At 70.5% G+C, this 18,792-nt stretch carries 18 protein-coding genes; 9 read left to right on the top strand and 9 right to left on the bottom strand.

Annotation, left to right across the window (positions count from 1 at the left end):
* Positions 1-13: 13 nt before the first annotated feature.
* Complete coding sequence (locus tag AB0J88_RS32755) at positions 14-457, bottom strand: DUF5709 domain-containing protein (RefSeq protein ID WP_364357122.1); 444 nt, start codon at positions 455-457, stop codon at positions 14-16.
* Between the two features lie 192 nt (positions 458-649).
* Between AB0J88_RS32755 and AB0J88_RS32750 the strand changes: the two genes are divergently transcribed.
* Positions 650-2,212, top strand: a complete 1,563-nt coding sequence (locus tag AB0J88_RS32750) for a glycosyltransferase family 39 protein (protein WP_364357124.1) — start codon at positions 650-652, stop codon at positions 2,210-2,212.
* Positions 2,213-2,309: 97 nt separating this feature from the next.
* On the opposite strand, the gene AB0J88_RS32745 is transcribed toward AB0J88_RS32750, so the two are convergent.
* Entirely contained in the window at positions 2,310-3,167 is an 858-nt protein-coding gene (locus AB0J88_RS32745; RefSeq protein WP_364357126.1) for a tetrahydrofolate dehydrogenase/cyclohydrolase catalytic domain-containing protein, read from the bottom strand.
* Positions 3,168-3,330: 163 nt separating this feature from the next.
* Positions 3,331-4,710: a PLP-dependent aminotransferase family protein gene (locus AB0J88_RS32740; RefSeq protein ID WP_364357129.1), complete on the bottom strand. Its 1,380-nt coding sequence runs from the start codon at positions 4,708-4,710 to the stop codon at positions 3,331-3,333.
* Positions 4,711-4,756: 46 nt separating this feature from the next.
* Here AB0J88_RS32740 and AB0J88_RS32735 point away from each other — a divergent pair, with 46 nt between their 5' ends.
* Positions 4,757-5,698 carry an aldo/keto reductase gene (locus tag AB0J88_RS32735; RefSeq protein ID WP_364357132.1) on the top strand — a complete coding sequence of 314 codons (942 nt, stop codon included), beginning with the start codon at positions 4,757-4,759 and terminating at the stop codon, positions 5,696-5,698.
* Here the strand turns inward: AB0J88_RS32735 and AB0J88_RS32730 are convergent.
* Positions 5,695-6,513, bottom strand: coding sequence for a S1 family peptidase (locus AB0J88_RS32730; RefSeq protein ID WP_364357135.1), 819 nt, complete (start codon positions 6,511-6,513; stop codon positions 5,695-5,697). The two genes, AB0J88_RS32735 and AB0J88_RS32730, sit on opposite strands and share 4 nt — an antisense overlap.
* A 207-nt stretch (positions 6,514-6,720) precedes the next feature.
* Here AB0J88_RS32730 and AB0J88_RS32725 point away from each other — a divergent pair, with 207 nt between their 5' ends.
* The gene (locus AB0J88_RS32725) at positions 6,721-10,140 is read left to right on the top strand and encodes a family 16 glycoside hydrolase (RefSeq protein ID WP_364357138.1); all 3,420 of its coding nucleotides are present in this window, start codon (positions 6,721-6,723) and stop codon (positions 10,138-10,140) included.
* A 20-nt stretch (positions 10,141-10,160) separates the two neighbouring features.
* Here AB0J88_RS32725 and AB0J88_RS32720 read toward each other — a convergent pair whose 3' ends face one another.
* Together AB0J88_RS32720 and AB0J88_RS32715 are read right to left on the bottom strand one after the other, a co-directional pair.
* A complete protein-coding gene (locus AB0J88_RS32720) occupies positions 10,161-11,048 on the bottom strand; it encodes a helix-turn-helix transcriptional regulator (protein WP_364357141.1) in 888 nt (295 codons plus the stop codon).
* 32 nt (positions 11,049-11,080) lie between these two features.
* Positions 11,081-11,359 (bottom strand): hypothetical protein, encoded by a 279-nt coding sequence (locus AB0J88_RS32715; RefSeq protein ID WP_364357144.1) that lies wholly within the window; start codon positions 11,357-11,359, stop codon positions 11,081-11,083.
* Between the two features lie 306 nt (positions 11,360-11,665).
* On the opposite strand from AB0J88_RS32715, the gene AB0J88_RS32710 reads away from it, so the two are divergent.
* From AB0J88_RS32710 to AB0J88_RS32690, 5 genes are all read left to right on the top strand, one after another.
* A complete protein-coding gene (locus tag AB0J88_RS32710) occupies positions 11,666-11,860 on the top strand; it encodes a hypothetical protein (protein WP_364357147.1) in 195 nt (64 codons plus the stop codon).
* A 10-nt stretch (positions 11,861-11,870) separates the two neighbouring features.
* Positions 11,871-12,128, top strand: a complete 258-nt coding sequence (locus tag AB0J88_RS32705) for a hypothetical protein (protein WP_364357150.1) — start codon at positions 11,871-11,873, stop codon at positions 12,126-12,128.
* A gap of 87 nt (positions 12,129-12,215) precedes the next feature.
* Complete coding sequence (locus AB0J88_RS32700) at positions 12,216-13,007, top strand: class I SAM-dependent methyltransferase (RefSeq protein ID WP_364357153.1); 792 nt, start codon at positions 12,216-12,218, stop codon at positions 13,005-13,007.
* A 102-nt stretch (positions 13,008-13,109) separates the two neighbouring features.
* Positions 13,110-13,310: a hypothetical protein gene (locus tag AB0J88_RS32695; RefSeq protein ID WP_364357156.1), complete on the top strand. Its 201-nt coding sequence runs from the start codon at positions 13,110-13,112 to the stop codon at positions 13,308-13,310.
* Between the two features lie 103 nt (positions 13,311-13,413).
* Positions 13,414-14,757 (top strand): hypothetical protein, encoded by a 1,344-nt coding sequence (locus AB0J88_RS32690; protein ID WP_364357159.1) that lies wholly within the window; start codon positions 13,414-13,416, stop codon positions 14,755-14,757.
* A 34-nt stretch (positions 14,758-14,791) separates the two neighbouring features.
* Here the strand turns inward: AB0J88_RS32690 and AB0J88_RS32685 are convergent, their stop codons facing one another.
* Complete coding sequence (locus AB0J88_RS32685) at positions 14,792-16,042, bottom strand: M48 family metallopeptidase (protein ID WP_364357162.1); 1,251 nt, start codon at positions 16,040-16,042, stop codon at positions 14,792-14,794.
* A 126-nt stretch (positions 16,043-16,168) separates the two neighbouring features.
* Here AB0J88_RS32685 and AB0J88_RS32680 point away from each other — a divergent pair, with 126 nt between their 5' ends.
* Entirely contained in the window at positions 16,169-17,113 is a 945-nt protein-coding gene (locus AB0J88_RS32680; RefSeq protein ID WP_364357165.1) for a hypothetical protein, read from the top strand.
* On the opposite strand, the gene AB0J88_RS32675 is transcribed toward AB0J88_RS32680, so the two are convergent.
* Positions 17,049-18,293, bottom strand: coding sequence for an MFS transporter (locus tag AB0J88_RS32675; RefSeq protein WP_364357168.1), 1,245 nt, complete (start codon positions 18,291-18,293; stop codon positions 17,049-17,051). The two genes, AB0J88_RS32680 and AB0J88_RS32675, sit on opposite strands and share 65 nt — an antisense overlap.
* Entirely contained in the window at positions 18,290-18,772 is a 483-nt protein-coding gene (locus AB0J88_RS32670; protein ID WP_364357171.1) for a MarR family transcriptional regulator, read from the bottom strand. The genes AB0J88_RS32675 and AB0J88_RS32670 overlap by 4 nt, the downstream gene beginning before the upstream one ends.
* Between the last annotated feature and the right edge of the window lie 20 nt (positions 18,773-18,792).

Below are 18,792 nucleotides of genomic sequence, written 5' to 3'. Positions count from 1 at the left end.
TATTCCGCGGAGCTCAACGGAGAGGTCCGTCACCCTCGTCGTCCGGGCCGCTGACCACGTGGATCGCGGCCTCCTCGGCGCTGGCACCGCCCGCGTCGATCCCGGCGTCCCACGCTACCGAGTCGGCCTCGGTGTCCTCGCCGAATCCCTGGTCGTCCTCGACCAGCCGGCCGGAGCGGGGGTCCTGCTCGTAGCCGCGCCGGCTGAGCTCGTCCTCGTCGTCCGGAACCTCCGCGTACGGGTCGATATCAGGCTCCTCCTGGGCCAGGAGTTGCTCGAGTGACTCGCCCTGGCGCTCCTCGGCCTCGGTCGTGCCGAACCGGTCGGCGCCGCTCCACCGGTCGGCCGCGGCTATGCCCACGTCCAACGGGTCGGCGACGCGGTCGTCGTCGAGCGTGTCGGAGGCGTCGAGCACACCGTCGTCCTCGAGCACCTCGAACTCTGGATCCTGGCTCATGTTTCCCTCGCTTGTTCTGAGTTAGGGCCCTCGGTCGGGTGTCAGCCTAAGAGCCCCCGCGCGCGGTGCGTCGTCCCGGTCGGGACCGTCGGCTAGCCTGCGCCGGTGCCCCGAGCGATACGTCCGCTTTTGCGTGGAACGCGAGCTGTACCCGGATTGATTTGGCTCATCCTTGTACTGCACATCGCGCTGGTGATCTGGCAGACCGCGCTGTTCCCGAACCTGCGCTCCCCGGACGAGCGCCAACACGTCGACCTGATCGTCGCGGTGCAGCGCGGCGGGGCATGGCCGTGGCCGGACCCCGGGACCCTCGCGGTCACCGAGGGCAGCGGCGCGGGCGGCTTCACCCGGTCCAACCGGATCGACGGTCCGCTGCGGCTCGCCGACCATCCGCCGCCCTCGCGGGCGAGCCGTCCTTCGTACCTGGAGCGCGGCGGCCACACCCGCGACCCCGACCAGCCGGCGAACCAGCTCGTCCAGCACCCGCCGCTGTACTACGTGGCCGGTGGTGCCGCCCTCGCCCTGATGCCCGGCTGGGACAAGATCCCGTTCGATTTCACGTACCTCGTGCTGCGGTGGTGGAACGTGCTGTTCGCGGCCGCCCTCCCGCTCGTGCTCTGGGCCGTGGCCCGCCGGCTGCGGCTGCCGGAACCGGTCCCCGTCGTCGCGGCGTTGGTGCCGCTCGCGATTCCGGAGCTCACCCACACCGAGTCCGCCGTCAACAACGACAACCTGCTGGTGATGCTGTTCGCTGTGCTGACGTTGCTGGTGTCGCGGGTGCTCACCGGCGACACGACCCGACGCACGGCGGCGGCGATCGGCGCGGTCGGCTCGCTGGCGTTGCTGACCAAGGGCTTCGCGTTGCTGGTGCCGTTCTGGGTCGGCCTCGCCTATCTGGTCGTGGCGGTCCGCGAGCGCTCGCCGCGGGTGTTGGTGACGCTCGGCGTCGCGTCGCTGGCCACGCTGCCCGGTCTGGCGTGGTGGGTGCGCAACCGCGTCGTGTACGGGTCGGTGCAGCCGCACGGACGGTTCACGGAGGTGCCGACGCTGACCGCCACCCACTCGTTCGGCGACGGCGGCCTGACCTGGTTGGCGCGGCTGCTGGAGCGGATGAACACGCTGTTCTTCGTGCACGACCAGACCGGCGACCGCCTGCACCACTGGCCCTGGAAGCTGGCCGTGGCGGCCGCGCTCGTGGTGGCGGCGGGCATCGTGCTGACGCTGGTGTTGCGGGCGGTGCCGTGGACGACGGCGCTGGTGCTGCTGGTGCCGGTCGTCGGGCTGCTCGCCATCGTGGCCAAGGGCTCCTACGAACAATGGGCGGCGACGGGAACGTACGCGGGCATGCAGGGCCGCTATCTCTATGGGGGTCTGGTCGGCCTGGCCGTGGTCGCGGTGGCAGCGGCGGGGCGGCTGCCCGTGCGGTGGCGGCGGGTGACACCGCTCGCGGTCCTGCTGGGTGCGGTGGTGATGCAGGCGGTCTATTTCGGATACACGCTGGACCTGTTCTGGACGCCGGCGGACGGCAACCGATCGGCGGCGTTGCGGGCCATCGTGAATTGGTACGCCATGCCGCCGGCCGTGCTCGGTCTCGTGGTGGCTGTCGTGGTGGGCGCGCTGGCGTGGCTGCTCGTCGCTACGGTGCGGCTCGCGGTGCGGGCGCCGCTGGTGCCGGCGACGGCTGGTCCGGCCCCGACCCTGCCCGCCCAGAAGGCAGCACCGGCTGTCGAGTCGAAGGACCGGGTCCAGATCTGACGCTAACGAAGGGGGCCCTTGTCAACGCAACAAGGGCCCCTTCCGTGCTGATTCCGTCGCGCCTCGCGATCTTCCGACCGCGAACCAGAGCAACGATTCAAGAGGTCGCTCGTTCGGCCGCGCTGATCGCGTTGCGGAACAGCATCGCGACCGTCGTCGGCCCGACGCCGCCGACCCGCGGGGTGATGGCGCCCGCCACCTCGGCGCAGGACTCGTCGACGTCGGGGAGCAGGCGGCGGCCTTCGTAGCGGACGCCTCCGCCGATGACCGTCGCGCCGGGGCGGACGTGTTCGGGCTGGATGATGCCGGGTACGCCGGCCGCCGCGATCAGGATCTCCGCCCGCTGGGTGTAGCGCGGCCAGTCCTTCACGCCCGTGTGCACGACGGTGACCGCGGCGTTGGCGGTCGGGCGCTTCTGCGCGAGCAGCATCGCCAGCGGGCGGCCGAGCGTGGCGCCGCGGCCGAGGATGACGACCTCGCGTCCCGACACCGGGATCTCGTGGAAGGCGAGCAGCGCTTCGATCCCGGCCGGCGTGCAGGGCAGCGGGCCAGGCAGGCCCAGGGCGAGCCGGCCCATGTTGACCGGGTGCATGCCGTCGACGTCCTTGTCGGGGTCCATCGCGGCCAGCGCCACGTCGTAGTCCAGGTGTCCGGGGACCGGGTGCTGCACGAGCAGGCCGTGTACGGCGGAGTCGGCGCTGAACTCCGCGATCACGCGCTCGAGCTCCGCCTGGGTCGTGTCGGCCGGCAGGTGCGCGTGCGGCGAGACGAAGCCGAGCTCGGCCGCCTGCTTCTGCTTGATCCGGATGTAGCCGGCGCTCGCGTCGTCGTCTCCGACCAGGATGGTGGCCAGCGCGGGCGTGATGCCCTTGTCGCGCAGCACGCGCACCCGGTCCGAGACCTCGGCCAGGATGCTCTCGGCCACCGGGCCGCCGGGCAGCAGACGTGCGGACATGGTTATCCCCCCTCGGCCATGGCAGCCGGGCTGTCCATGGCGCCCCATGGGCACCCAGGCGGTCGATACCCACGGGCGGGCTCCCCGATGGTCACTGCCATCCCCGTGCCGCCAGTCGCACTCAACCCCAGCATGCCAGAAACCCCCTGGAACCCGCCCGTCGCTACACCCGGTCGAGGATTTCTCGCAGCAGGGCGACGGCTGGGGCGATCTCGGTGTCGGCGAGGTTGCCGTAGCCGAGCACCAGCACCGGCGTCGGGGTGGCCGGGCGCTCCGACCGGTAGTCGTCCAGCGCCATCAGGCTCAGCCCGGACCGGGCGGCGGCCCGCACCACCGCGGCCGCGTCCGTGCCGTCCGGCAGGTGGAGCAGCACGTGCAGGCCGGCGGCCGTGCCGTGGACCGTGCCTTCCGGGATCGTGCGGCTCAGCGCCGCCAGCAACAGGTCGCGACGAGCGCGGAAACGGCGGCGGGCCGCGCGCAGGTGGGCGTCGTACCATCCCCGGTCGACGAACGCGGCCAGTGCCAGCTGGTCCAGGACCGGCGGGGCGGCCTCGCCGGACAACGGCAGCACCCCCGGGGCCAGCAGCCAACCCAGTCCGAGGGCGGGGGAGAGGGTCTTGCTCACCGAGCCGAGCAGAGCCACCCGTGCCGGGTCGAGTCCCTGCATCGCGGCCAGCGGGCGGCGGTCGTAGCGGAACTCCGCGTCGTAGTCGTCTTCCACCACGAAGCCGTCGACCTCGCGAGCCCACCGGACCAGCGCCGCCCGGCGCGAAGGCGAGAGCACCGATCCACTCGGGAACTGGTGTGCCGCTCCGACGACGACTGCTCGCACTTCGTGCAGGGCGTCCACTCGGAGACCGTCGCTGTCGACGGGGATCGGGCGCACCGACAGGCCCGCGTCGGTCACCGCCGCCGACAGCCGGGGCCAGCCGGGCTCCTCGACCGCGACCGCCGATACGCCCAGCCGGCGCAGCGCCCGGGCCACCCGGGTCACACCGTCGGTGATCCCCGAGCAGATGGTGACCGTGTCGGCGGTGGCTACCGCGCCGCGGGAGCGCCGCAGGTACTCCGCGATGGTCTGCCGGGCCGCGACGTGGCCGCGTGGGTCGGGCAGGCCGAGGTCCGTGACGGAGACCGTGCGGGTCACGGCGGCCACGCTGTCGGCCCAGCGGCGGCGCGGGAACGCCCGCAGGTCGGGCAGGCCGGGCGCCAGGTCATAGCGGACCTCGTGCGACCGGGTCCCGGCACGCGCCGGGCGAGCGGGGGCCACCGCATCGGGCGTCCACGCCACCCGCGTCGCCGAGCCCACCCGCGCCGCCAGATAACCCTCGGTGACCAGCTGGCCGTACGCCTCCGTGACCACCCAGCGCGAGCAGCCGAGCTCCTCGGCGAGCGCCCGGCTCGGCGGCACTGCGGACCCGGTCGGCAGCCGGCCGGTCCGGATCGCCGCCCGCAGTGCCCGGGCCAGCCGCTGGTGGACGGGACCGCTTCCGGCCAGGTCCAGCAGCGTCGCCCACGCGAGATTGGTCTGGGAAACTGCCATGGAATTGGAGCGTACGCCCCGACCGATCCTCACTAGCGTCGTGAGCATGATGGATCACCTGGTACTCGGAGCGATGATGTTCGGCACCACCGTCGACGAGCGGCGCGCGTTCGCGATCCTCGACCGCTTCGTCGACACCGGCGGCACCTGGATCGACACCGCCAACTGCTATGCCTTCTGGGCCGACCCGAGCGGCTTCGGCGGGCAGAGCGAGACGCTGCTCGGCCGCTGGCTGGCCCGCCGCCCAGGGGTGCGCGACCGGGTGGCCATCAGCACCAAGGTCGGCTGTGAGCCGCTCGAGGCCGGTCGCTTCCCCGAGACGGCCGAGGGGCTGGCCCCGGAAACGATCAAGAGCGGCATCGAGCAGAGCCTGCGCCGGCTCGGCACCGACCGGGTCGAGCTGTACTGGGCGCACAAGGACTTCCGGCGAACCGTCGTCGAAGAGACCGTGGCCGCGTTCGGTGAGCTGGTCACCGCTGGGCTGGTCAGGCGGCTCGGCTGCTCCAACTTCGCCGCGTGGCGGATGGAGCGGTTCCGGCGGGCGGCCGCGGACGCCGGCGTGGCCGGCTACACGGCGGTGCAGCAGCACCACACCTACCTCCAGCCGCGCCCGGGCACCCTGCCGACGGTCGTGCACCGGTTCGGCTTCTTCAACGACGAGCTGCGCTCCTATGTGGAGAGCCACGACGAGATCGCGGTCTGGGCCTACACGCCGTTGCTGTCAGGCGCCTACACCCGGCCGGACAAGCCGCTGGCACCCGAGTACGACCACCCCGGCACCGTGGCCCGCCTGGCCGCGCTGGACACGGTGGCCGCCGAGCTCGGCACCACCCGCAACCACGTCGTCCTGGCCTGGCTCACGGGTTCGACCCCCGCGGTCATGCCGATCGTCGGCCCGAGCACGGTCGCGCAGCTCGACGAGGCGATCGACGCGATGTCCCTGCGCCTGACGGGGGAGCAGCGGGCATTGCTCGACAACGCCGCCTAGTACGGGCCGACCCCGTACGCGGAGCCGGCCCGTGCGGCCGACGCGTAGTAGCTGACGCCGCCGGTGGTGCACGAGCCGCTGCCGCCCGAGGTGATGCCGACGCCGACCGTCCCGGCGAACAGCGGGCCGCCGCTGTCGCCGGGCTGGCCGCAGATGTTCGTGCGGATCAGGCCGGTCACCGTGCCGTCGGCGTAGTTGACGGTCACGTTGAGCGCGGTGACCGTGCCGGACCGCACGCCGTTCGGCCCGCTGCGGGTGACCCGCGACCCGATGGCACTCGACCCGAAGGAACGGATCGGAGCGAGTCCCGGGTACGTGTTGACCGCGCTCGGCTTGGCGATCGTGGTGTTCGTGTAGCGGATCAGCGCGGTGTCCTGCCCCGGCGTCACGACGGAGACCACGCCGAGCGGAACCGTGGCCGCCGCGTCCGCGTAGACGGTGCCGCCGACCGACCCGACGCAGTGCCGCGAGGTGAGGAAGTAGTAGGTGCTGCCGGCCCGGGCGTTGAACCCGATCAGGCAGCGGAAGCCGCCCGCCTGGAAGAACTGGTCGGCACCGGCGATGTGCCGCCGCAGCGTCCCCTTCTCCCGGACGAGGTGGCCGCGACCGCGCAGTGCCGCCTCAAGACCGGCCGCGGCGGTGGATGGGACCGTCTCGTCGACCGCGACCACGGTCGCCCCGGCCGCGTCGGTCCACCAGGCGGTGCCGGGCAGGCTGCGGTAACGGTCGAGTCCCGGCGCCGCCGCAGCGGTGGAGGCCGGAAGCAGCACGGCAACGGACGCGACGGCGGCGGCGAGGATCCGGGTCACACGCATATCGACGAATATCCCTGAATGCGTGACCGTCGGCAACCCTTTCGATGGCATCGGTGCTACTTCTGCTCGTTAAGACGGAAGTTCTGTCCCATCGAAGTTTAGATATGGACAGGTGGCCGGGAAGACCCCTACCGTGTGCGCAACGCGGTGACCCGCGTCGATCCGCCGTCCTCCCTTCGCTCGTCCCTCTACCGTCCCGGAGGAACAATGAGCACACGGTTACGCCGTCCCCTGTCCATAATCGCCGCCGCAGGTCTGCTCATCAGTGGCGTCCTGGTCGCGCCGGCAGTCGCCGCGGCCGCCCCGCCGCCGCAGGAGCCGGGAGTCACCCTGCGCGTCTTCGACGTACAGGTGCCGCTCAACGAGATCTGTGACCTCAAGCCCGGCCAGACGCCCAATGTGGACAAACTCATGCCCACGATCAACTGGACGTCGACCGCCGACTTCGGGGGCTTCAGCGACAACTTCGTCACCCAGGTGATCGGCAACATCAACATCGCCACGGCCGGCAGCTACACGTTCCGGCTCACCAGCGACGACGGCTCCCGGCTGCTGATCGACGACCAGGTGGTCATCGACCACGACGGTCTGCACAGCGCCCAGCCGCCCAAGGAAGGCACGGTCTCCCTCACCACCGGCTACCACTCGCTGCGGATCGACCACTTCGAGCGCAGCGTCGACCAGCAGATCACGCTCGACTGGCGTACACCCGGGTCGTCGACGTTCGTGCTCGTGCCCAACAGCGTCCTGTCCACCGACGCCGGTGTGGTCCGGGTGACCGCCCCGGGCCGCAAGGAGTGCGAGGGCGTCACCGACTCGCCCGGCGACGGCCTGCCGCTGACGTCCGTCAACCCCAACTACACGCTGACCAACCTGCGCCCGACCGGCTTCCAGCCGCAGGTGTCCGCGATGGACTGGCTGCCCGACGGCCGGCTCGCGATCACGACCTGGGGCGGCACGGACAACGTGCTCGGCGAGGTCTACCTGCTGTCAAACGTGACCACCGCGACCCAGCCGTCGCAGGTGACGTATCAACGGATCGCCACCGGGCTGCGTGAGCCGATGGGCATCAAGTACGTCGACGGCAAGCTGTACGTGTCGGAGAAGCACCGGCTCGTCGAGCTCAACGACACCAACGGCGACTGGGTGACCGACAACTACCGCCAGGTGGCGACGTGGCCGTGGGGTGGCAACTTCCACGAGTTCGCGTTCGGGCTGCTCTACCAGGCGCCGTACTTCTACCTGAACCTGTCGATCTCGATCAACTACGGCGGCGCGACGACGAACCCGCAGCCGGCAGCCAACCGCGGCTCGACGATCCGGGTCGACAAGAACACCGGCGCCGTGCACTACGTCGCGGGCGGCCTGCGTACGCCTGATGGCATCGGTTGGGGTCCTGAGGGTGGCATCTTCGTCACCGACAACCAGGGTGACTGGTTGCCGTCGTCGAAGCTGGTGCACATCAAGCAGGACCGGTTCTTCAACCTCTACATGAACCCGCCCGGCCCGTTCCAGAGCCAGCCGGTGACGCAGCCGGTGCTGTGGATGCCGCAGAACGAGATCGCCAACTCGCCGAGCACGCCGGTCATGATCCAGTCGGGCGTCTTCGCAGGGCAGATGCTGATCGGCGACGTGACCTACGGCGGCCTACAGCGGGCCTACCTCGAGAAGATCAACGGCGAGTACCAGGGTGCGCTGTTCCGGCACACCCAGGGTCTGGAGATGGGCGTGCTGCGCACGTCGATCGGGCCGAACGGCGCCATCTACGTCGGTGGCCTCGGCGCCGACGGCAACTGGGGCCAGGCGGGCAAGCTGAAGTACGGCCTGCAGAAGCTGACGCCCAACGGCGGCAACGTGTTCGACATGCTCGCGATGCGCGCGGTCAGCGGCGGTTTCGAGGTGGAGTACACGCAGCCTCTGTCGGCCGCCACGATCGCCGGCCTGGCCACCAAGTACCAGGTGAAGCAGTGGAGGTACGTCCCCACGCAGAACTACGGCGGCCCGAAGGTCGACGAGCAGACGCTGACGGTCACCTCCGCGACGGCGTCCGCCGACGGCCGCAAGGTCACCCTGAAGGTCAACGGCCTCCAGGCCGGCCGCGTGGTCTACCTGCGCTCGCCGCGCTCGTTCACCGCGACCAACGGCCAGGAACTGTGGAGCACGGAGGCCTGGTACACGCTCAACTCGCTGATCGGCGGCCCGCAGCAGCCGGGCGGAGTGCTGGAGGCCGAGTCGGCGGCGCTGTCGGGCGGAGCGGTGGTCGCGACGGACCACCTGGGTTACACGGGCTCGGGCTTCGTGGCCGGCTACGGCACCCAGGGCGCGACGACGACCTTCACGGTGTCGGCGGCGTCCGCGGGCGCGCACGACGTGAGCCTGCGCTACTCCAACGGTCCCAACGGCGGCACGGGCACGAAGACGGTGTCGCTGTACGTCAACGGCACCAAGCTGCGGCAGACGCAGTTGCCGTTCACGAACAACTGGGACACGTGGGCGAACAAGGTCGAGTCGGTCAACCTGAACGCGGGCACGAACACCATCTCGTACCGCTATGACGCCGGTGACATCGGCAACGTCAACCTGGACAACATCACCGTCACGGCCGCCGCGGCGGTCAACCTGGCGCTGAACAAGACCGCCACCGCGGACAGCTCGTGCAACGCCAACGAGAGCGCGGCCAAGGCGGTCAACGGCAGCACCACCGGTGGCAACACCGACAAGTGGTGCTCGCTGGGCTCGACGAAGTGGATGCAGGTCGACCTCGGTGCGGCAACGACGGTGAGCCGGGTCGTCCTGAAGCACGCGGCCACGGGTGGCGAGAACGCGTCGTGGAACACGCGGGACTTCACCATCCAGGTGTCGACGAACGGCACGTCGTGGTCGACGGTGGCAACGGTCACGGGCAACACGTCGGCGACCACGACGTACACCTTCACCGCCGTTCAGGCGCGGTACGTCCGGCTCAACGTGACGACACCGACCAGCGACGGCAACGCCGCCGCGCGGATCTACGAGCTGGAGGTGTACGGGTCCTCCACGGTCCCGACGCGCACGGTCCTGTTCGACGGCACCGCGGCGTCGATGACGGCGAACTGGCAACACACCGACGGCCGCAACCCGACGTGGACCATCACGGGCGGCGGCATGCAGGTCAACGGCGGTGACATCAGGACGAGACAGGCGTACGGCGACTACAAGCTGCACGTCGAGTTCTGGCTGCCGTTGTACGGGCCGGAGGTGACCGGCCAGGCGCGGGCGAACAGCGGTGTCTATCAGCAGGACCGGTACGAGCTACAGGTGCTGGACTCGTTCGGAGACACGTCGCTGGGCAACGACGAAGCGGCCTCGATCTACCAGAAGAAGGCGGCGGACGTGAACGCGGCAACGGCGCCGGAGACGTGGCAGACGTACGAGATCACCTTCCGAGCGGCCCGCTTCAACGGCACGACGAAGACCGAGGACGCCCGGATGACGGTGGTCTGGAACGGGGTGACGGTCCACAACAACGTGGCCGTCAACGGTCCGACGGGTGGGGGAGCGGCAGAGGCCAACAGCCTCGGCCCGATCCGCCTGCAGGACCACACGAACCCGGTCCGCTACCGCAACATCTGGATCGAACCGGCGTAAACGAAGATCGGGGCGCCGGGTCACTTGACCCGGCGCCCCGCCTGGAACGCCCGAGCGTGCTCGTCCAGATGGCGGTCGAGGACAGAGTCGATGTCGACGGTCGCTCGCTCGGCGTATCGCTCGAAGATCTGGCGATACATCGCCACGTCCGACCGTCCCCGCGAGGTCAGTGACGTGTTCAGCAGGTCGACGTCGACCAGGTCGTCGTCGGCTACCTCGAAGCCGTTCACCGGCGGCGGCAGGATCCGTTCGCCCTGCGGGATCACGCCGATGGTTACGTTCTCCTGGGTCGCCACTTCGCGCAGCCGTTGGATCTGTGCGGGCATGTACTCCGGATCGCAGACGCTGGCCGTCAGCACGTGCTCGGGCATAAGGAAATGAAACGTCCGCGCGGGGTCAACGAGGATCTCCTGGCGCGCGATCCGGGCGGAAACGGCCTCGGGCACGGCCAACCTGGCGGCCGCCACGCTCGACGAGAACATCACCTCATGGAACGACGTGAAAACAGCCCGGGCGTAGTCGCTCGTCTGCAGAAGACCTGGGATGACCGCTGGCTGAAACACACGCAACACGCGCGCACCGGCCTCGAACGATCCCACGTTCCGCTGCCGATGTGCGAGCGACGGACCCAGCGGGCGCCAGTCGGTCATCCGGTCATGCGTCCGCTCGGCCAAGTCCACGAGTTGGACGACTACCTCGCCGGGTGCATCGAGAGCCCGAGCGATCCGCCTGACGTCGTCGGGATCGGCCGACCCGACCCCATTTTCTAGCCTTGAGATCTTCGGCTGGCTCATCTCAACCAGCTTGCCCAGCTCTCGGCCGGTAAGGTTTCGTGCTTTCCGAAGTTGCACGAGCCGCGCACCCAGCGAGTCAGCTGGTTCCTCGGGAGCGCCAAGGTTGTCGACCATCAGCGCTCCCTTCGCGACTCTCTAATAACTGATCATGAAAGGTTGCGCGCCGCGTTCATCAGCAGCTCTACCGGAATCTCGACGAGCTGTTCACCCGCGGGGAGCGCGACCCCGGCATGGCTGCCGGTCACCGTGTAACCCTGGACAACGATCGTGCCTCGACCGCTGTCATAGACCGTCGGACAACTGCCTGATGAACACTGTGCGGAGATGGTCTGAAGGTTGAATGCGGCCTGGGCCGACGTTTCTTCAGTTGGCCTGACGACATCAGTGTCGACGCTGGGCATATTCACCGCAGCATCCTGATTCAAGATCTATTGCTGCGTCAACCTCCCGCGCTGAATTGTCATCCATCCGAAGGGCTCTTGCAACGCCGCTTGGTGCGGGCCGTCCAATGGCCATTGTTCGATTTGGACACTAGCCCTCAGCCATATCGCTACTTGAGCTGGTGTTTCGGCCGCGATCGATCGGGATGAGCGCTCCAGCCGCCGATCTTGGGCATGAATTCGCGCCACCTGAATTATGCATGTGACCTTGGATGTTGATCATGAATAGTGAATCCTCGACGTACGGACCGACGATGTGGGGTGATCATCGTGAGTCTTGCGGATCTTTGGATGTCGCTCAGCGACCACCGGTACGTCTACCTGGCCCTCGCCGTGGTCGTCGCCGCCGTCGCGTTGCGGTCGATGCGGCGGGCGCTGGCGCCGATCGGGCCGATCGTGCACGCCCTGGCCGCGATCGCCGGCGTTGCCTTCGCGGTCGGGGTCACGGCCGTCGTGCTCTTCGCCGTAGCCGTCAGCGGGACCTGAGGGGGTCGCGGTGGAGCACATCGCGCTGGTCGGCGTGGTCGGGGCCTTCATCGGCATGGTCGTGGTGGTCGAGCTGGTCGCCGCGGTGCTGCCGTTGATCATCATTCTGGCGTACGTGCCGCCGTGTGACCGAGCGGCGTTGACCGAGCTCATCGCGGCCACCGACAGCTCTCGCCGGCTACGGGTCAGCCGGGCCCTGCGACTCGCCGTCGCGGCGAGGCGGGTCGCGCGGGCCGCGGGGTCCAGGCAACGGGACACACTCGTGTGAAGGGATGAGTCGGGTGGGTGACGAAAGCGAAACCCATTCACCCGAACGGGGGTAGATCGATGGCGATCAGCGGATACTGTTGCCCCCGTGGTACCCGAGCGGTGGTCAGAGCGCGACGCCTACGAGGCCTATATGGGCCGGTGGAGCCGTCGCGTGGCGCCGCTGTTCCTGCGGTGGTTGACCGCACCGACCGGTCGGCGGTGGGTCGACGTCGGGTGCGGCACGGGAGCGCTGAGCGGAGCGGTCCTCGCCGCCGCGGCGCCCACCGAGGTGATCGGTGTCGACAGCTCGGCCGCCTTCGTGACCGCCGCCGCCGACCGGGTCGCTGACCCACGGGCCACGTTCCGGGTGGGCGACGCCAGGGCTCTGCCGCTGGGCGACGGGGAGTTCGACCTCGCCGTCAGCGGGCTGGCGCTCAACTTCGTGCCCGAGCCCCGCCGCGCCGTAGCCGAGATGACCCGCGTGACGGTCCCGGGCGGCACGGCCGCGGCGTACGTCTGGGACTACGGCGACGGCATGGAGATGCTCCGCCACTTCTGGTCGGCCGCCTCGACGATCGACCCGACGGCACCGGACGAACTCGACCGCTTCGCGGCCGTCTGTCGGCCAGATCCGCTCCGCACACTGTGGACCGGCGCCGGCCTGGAGGGCGTAACCGTCGACGCCGTGTCGGCACCGATGACCTTCACCGGCTTCGACGACTTCTGGACTCCCTTCCTCGGCGGCCAGGGCCCGGCGCCGGGCTTCGTCGCCCGACTCGAGGCCAAGGACCGCAACCGCCTCCGCGACCTGCTGCGGTCCCGGCTGCCGACGGCGCCGGACGGCTCGATCCGACTCACCGCCCGCGCATGGACGGTTCGCGGCACCGTCCCCGGCTGACGCACCCGGTGGCCCGGCGCGCCGCGTCGTGACGGGCGGCAAAATCCGGTCAAATGGTGGCGCGATGCCCGACGGCGTCGCGGCGAAACGGGGGCGGTGCGGATGAAGGCGAACAGCTTGGCCAGTGAGATCCGTTGGGTCTACCGGCCTCCTCGCAACCGCAGGTCGCCTGAGTCCAGCCTGGCCGGGGCTCCCGTGTTCGGGGTCAGCGCCGCCGACGAGGCCGGGCTCGTCGACGTCATCCTGACCGACGGCACCCGCCTCACCGCGGCCGCCGGCGACGTCGTCGCCGAACCCTGCTGAGTCAGGACGACCCGGCGCACACGCTGAGACAAATGCGATGGACATCGATCGCTGACACCTAGACTCCAGGGCTTCGATGCCACGAACCCTGGGGAGGTATCACGTGTGGTTTCGACGGGTCAGCCTGACCACCGCGTTGGTCGTCGCCTCGGCGGCGGTAGCCGTCAGTCCGGCCGCCGCCGCTCCGCCGCCGCCCAAGCTCAGCGACTTCGACCTGCGACCCGCGTCCAATGCGATCGCTCTCACGCAGCGTGTGCAGGAGCTTGACGCCGAACTGCCCAAGCTCGGCGTCCAGAACATCCTCGCGCAGGCCAGCCGCGACGGCACCGTCATGTCCGGCTCCGGCGCGATCTGCAACCCGAGCGCCGTCGACGTCAAGGAACGCGACCTCAACGCCGTCTACAGCTTCTGCTTCGACTCCGCCGACAGCGGCACCAACGGCGGCAACGTCGAATGGACGCCGCAGGGCATCAGCACCGTCGCCGACGCGCAGGACGACCAGTTCTGGGGAACCGCCCAACCTCTCGTGGTCAGCTGGTACAACAACGACTCCGAGCAGGTCAAAGGCACCCGGATCACGTTCATCGACCTGCACACCGGCGCCTACCAGCACGTCCTGCTGGCCTACCCGTTCCAGAACGACTCCGGCAACGCCACCTACATGAGCCTGCGCAACACGCAGGACTCCAGCGGCGGCTCGCTGCACGCCGGCGGTCTCGCCTGGTACGGCAACTACCTCTACGTCGCCGACACGCGCCGGGGGTTCCGGGTCTTCGACATGCGCTACATCTTCGACCTGCAGGCGGCCGGAGCCAAGGGCAACACCACCGACAAGACCAAGATCGGCCGGCAGAACGGGGTCTTCTACGGGCACGGCTACCGCTACGTGATGCCCGAGGTCGGCGCCTGGACCAGCAACGCCGGGCAGGTCACCGACGCCAGTACCTGCACCGTCGACGGCGCCCCGCACTTCTCCTTCGTCGGCCTCGACCGCACCGGGGGAGATCACCTCACGACCGGCGAGTACTGCGACGCCGGCGCCAACGGCAACGACCCCGACAAGACCGGCCGGGTGGCGAACTGGCCGCTGGACGGGCTCAACGGCCTGCCGGCGATCTCCAGCGACGGCCGGTGGCGGGCGACCAGCGCGTACCGGCTGCCCGTCCCCAACGTCCAGGGCGTGGTCGGGCACGGCAACACGTACTACCTGAACCGCAGCCACGGCAAGGACGTCGCCGACCAGAACGACAACGGCGACCTGCTTCGATCGACAGCGCCGAGCGCGACGACCGGCACGCTCGGCACACCGGTCCGCCGCACGGCCCCGATCGGTCCCGAGGATCTGAGCTACTGGTCCGACTTCTACGGCTACGGCGACGTCCTCTTCAGCATCACCGAACATCCAACACAACGCATGGTGTACGCGACGCCTGTCTCCGCGTTCTGAGGAGCCCGAGCGGGCCGGTGCCGCACCGGCCCGCTCACATCTCGTACTGCTCCGCGAGCTCGTTCCGCAACGTCTCCGCATAGGGAGCGACCTCGCGCACGATCGTCGCCCACTCGTCGTCCGCGACGGTCACGGCGGCGTACGAGCTCGGCAGCGTCGACACGAACTGGTGCCGCCGCCCGGTCGACGGGTGACTCGCGAACAGCGACGCCTCGGTGCGGATGGTGAGCTGGCGCAGCACCGCCGTTCGGCCCTCGTCGTTGCGCTCACGGTTCTGGGCGATCCGCGCCCGCCACTCCGCCATCGCGTACCCCTTGCGGGACGCACCGCTGATGGCGCCGTAGAAGAGCGGAAACGCGGCCATCGCGTCGAACAGCCCCAGCGTCGACGCGCGCCCGGCGGCCTTCACAGCCAGCAGGTCGGCCCGCTGCTCGGCCTGCCGATCGTCCCGCGCCGCGGCGACGGCGATCGCCGCGTGCACCGCGAAGGACACCCACGACATCAGGCCGCTGATCAGACGCCAGAGCTCGAACACGATCAGTTGCAGGCCGAGCAGGTCACGTTCGACGCCCGACACCCGGCTCGGCCGCAGTGCGCGGGCGATGTGTCCGAAGGTCACCCGGGCCGGCATGGTCGCCATGAAGCGCCGAGAGTCCCGGTTGGCGAAATGGCCGAGCTCGTGACCGAGCAGCGCGACGAACTCACCGCGGTCGATGCTGGCCAGCAGCGGAATGCCGAGCGTGAGGATCCTGCGCTGGCGGATGCCCGCCACGGTGGTCCCGGCGCCCCACCACGCCGCGTGGATGGCGACGATGTCGGGTCGCGGGGCGTCGATCGCGGTCGCCACCCGGTCGATCAGGCTGTGCAGTGCTGGGGCCCGGTCGGGGTCGAGCCGGTACTGGCCCTTGAGCACCTTCTTGACCCGCCCCAGGCGCGGCCGCACCGCGTAGGTGACGAGGAGCAACAGCAGCCCGAGCGCCACCGGCCCGGTGACCAGCAGCCAGACGCCGGCCAGGAGCGCGGTCACCGGCACCGCCACCAGCACGACGGAGAGCGCGACGAGCAGCGCGTACACCCCTGGCCGGCTCGCCGACGCCCCGGACGCCAGCAGGCGGTCGGAGCGGAATCCCGCGCGGTGGTCGCGGGTCCGGATCGACCGCCAGAACCACGTCGCCCCCTCGATCGGCGCGAGCGTGTCGAGGTTCCACTCGCAGTGCTGGCACCACGGCGGCTCGTCCTCCTCGACCGCGAGGGGGATGGCGCAGGTCGGGCAGCGATCGGTCACCGACGCATCCTGCGAGAAAGATGATCTTCGGTCAATCAACCGAAACGGCGATGGGAAGCGACCCCTATACAACGGAAAGCGTTAATAAGGGCACCTGGGCTCGGCTGGCTGGGGAGAATTCCGCGTGTGGTGGTGGCCCTGCCGTGGGAAGTGACGCCGACGTTCGCCGTGGGTGGCGGTCGGTCGGCGATCGGCGTCGGCCGGCACGCCTGGGTCGGCGAGCTCCGCGACCTCGACGACGCGTTGGCGGCACTGAAGGCCGAGTCCGGTGCCAAGCCCGAGCTCGTCGCCGTCGACCTGCACCCCGGCGACCCGGTCCGCAAGTGGGCCGCGCGCAACGTGCTGCCCACCCGGGCCGTGGTCCGGCATCACGCGTTGGTCGCCGCGGTGATGGCCGAGCACCGGCTCGGGCCCGACGAGCACGTGATCGGGTTCGCGTTCGACCGCGGCGGCTACGGACCCGACGGTGCCACCTGGGGCGGCGAGGTGCTGGTCGCCGGCTACAAGGAGTTCCGCCGGGTCGCCCACCTCGACTACGTGCGCACCGCCGGCCGGGCCAACCATGCCGCGCTGGCCCACCTGCGACACGCGGGCGTGGCGTGGGACCTGGACCTGCCACCCGTACGCGCCTGCGCCAACCGGGAGCGCCGCGTCCTCGCGGGCCAGCTCGACTCCGGCTACGGCTGCGGCGCCACGTCCAGCCTCGGACTGCTCCTCGACACGGTCGCCGCCCTGCACGGGCCGACGAGCGGGGACGGCGCTTTCGACCCGTACCCGATGCGCGGTCTGGATCCAGGCGACCTGGTCCGGGCGGTCGTCGGGGACGTGCGGCGAGGGACCTCGGCCGAGACGATCGCCGCGCGCGTCCGGGCGACGGTCGCCGCGTTGGTCGCCCGGCAGGCCCGGCGGTGCGCGGACGACATGGGGCTCGACGTCGTGGTCCTGGCGGGCGAGGTCTTCGACGACCCGGCGCTGACCGAGGCGGCGCGGAGCGCGCTGCGCGGGTTCACGGTGCTGACGGGACGACCGCCGCTGGTGCTGGGACAGTTGCTGTGCGCAGCGGCCGGCTGAGGGCGGCCAGCAGCACCGTGCCGGCCACGCAGCTCAAGCCACCGATCGCCAACGCCGCACCCCCGCCCGTCACCGACGCGACCAGGCCCGCGCGCAGGTTGCCCACCTCGGGTCCGGCGACGCCGACGACGTGTTCGAGGGCGGCCACCCGGCCGAGGTAGGCGTCCGGAGTGGACGTCTGCACCACCGTGCCCCGGGCCACGACGGCCCAGGTGTCGGCCGCGCCGGCGATCGCCAGGCAGCCGAGCACCGCGGGCAGCGTGCCGGCGAACCCGGCCAGGGCCAGTCCGAGACCCCAGACCCCGCCGCAGACCAACAGCACGACCCCGGGTCGGGTACGCCGGGTCGACAGCCCGGACAGCACCGACGCGATGGCGCCCCCGATGCCGATGGCGGTCAGGAACAGGCCCAGTCGCGCCGGCGACCCACCGAACTTCTCCTGGTTGACCATCGGGAACAGGGCCACCGGCATCGCCAGCAGGGTGGCGCACAGGTCGGCGAGCAGCGCGCCGGCCACCGGGCGGGTCCGCACCGCGAACCGGATCCCGTCAACGACCGCGCGCAACCCGGCTCCGCCGCCCGGCGTGCCGGTCACCCGCGGCAGCCCGGCGATCCCGACCAGCGCGGCCGCGAACGAGACGGCGTCGACGACGAAGCAGACGGTGGTGCCGGCGTACGCGGTCAGGAGCCCGGCCGCCGCCGGACCCAGCAGCATGGCGAGCTGGAACGAGAGGTGGTCGAGGGCCAGCCCGGCGGCCAGCCGCGACGACGGCAGCAGCACCGGCGTGAACGCGCGCAATGCCGGCGCGGCGAGGGCGGACAGTCCGGAGTGGACGGCGGCGAGGGCCATCAGCACGCCGACGGGGCTCGCGGTGGCCGTGGTGACCGCCATCAGCAGGCTGGTCGCCAGCAGTCCCCAGGTCGCGCCCGAGGCCAGCCGCCGCCGGTCGACGTGGTCGACGAAGGCGCTGCCCAGGAGGGCGACCACGACCAGCGGGACCGCGGTCACCAGGCCGATCAGCCCGACCAGGGCCGGGTTGTGGGTGCGGTCCCAGACGTAGAAGACGACGGCGAACCCACCGAACTGCCCACCGAATCCGGACAGCGTGCGACCGATCCAGAGCCGGCGGAAGGTGGGGTGGTCACGCAGCGGACGCAGGTCGACCAGCGCGCTTCTCATTCGTCCTGCCGCTCGAGCGAGAAGTTGGCCCGCAGTCGGTCCCGGAACGAGCGTTGCTCCAGCGCTCGGCGGAGGTCCTCGACCACGGCGGTCAGCGCGTAGGGCACCTCGGCGTCGAGCTCGCGCACCGTCTTCTCGGTCGCGCGCCACTCGGCGGCGAGGAACGGCACCAGCTCCCGGCCGCGTTCCGAGAGCTGGATCCGGCGCGTGCGCCCGTCGACGTTCGTGGCGTCGTCGACCAGGCCGGACCGGCGCATGGCGGCCACGGTCTGGCTCATGGCCGAGTGGGTGACGCGTACCCGGTCGGCCAGTTCCTGGATCGTCAGCGGCTCGTGCCGGGAGAGCTGGATGAGCGGGCCGACGAACCGGGTGCGCACGTCGCCGATGCCGGCCTCGGCGTAGAGCTCGGCGATCTCGCGGTCCATGCCGTGGAGCAGGGCCCAGACCGGTCCCCAGTGACTGCTGTCGAGAAGGTCCACGCCGCGATGTAACAGCACTT

This window comes from Asanoa sp. NPDC049475 (genome assembly GCF_040676915.1).
Lineage (GTDB): Bacteria > Actinomycetota > Actinomycetes > Mycobacteriales > Micromonosporaceae > Asanoa.
The sequence above is the reverse complement of the archived record's forward strand: the minus strand, read 5'-3'. Positions and strand labels throughout refer to the sequence as shown.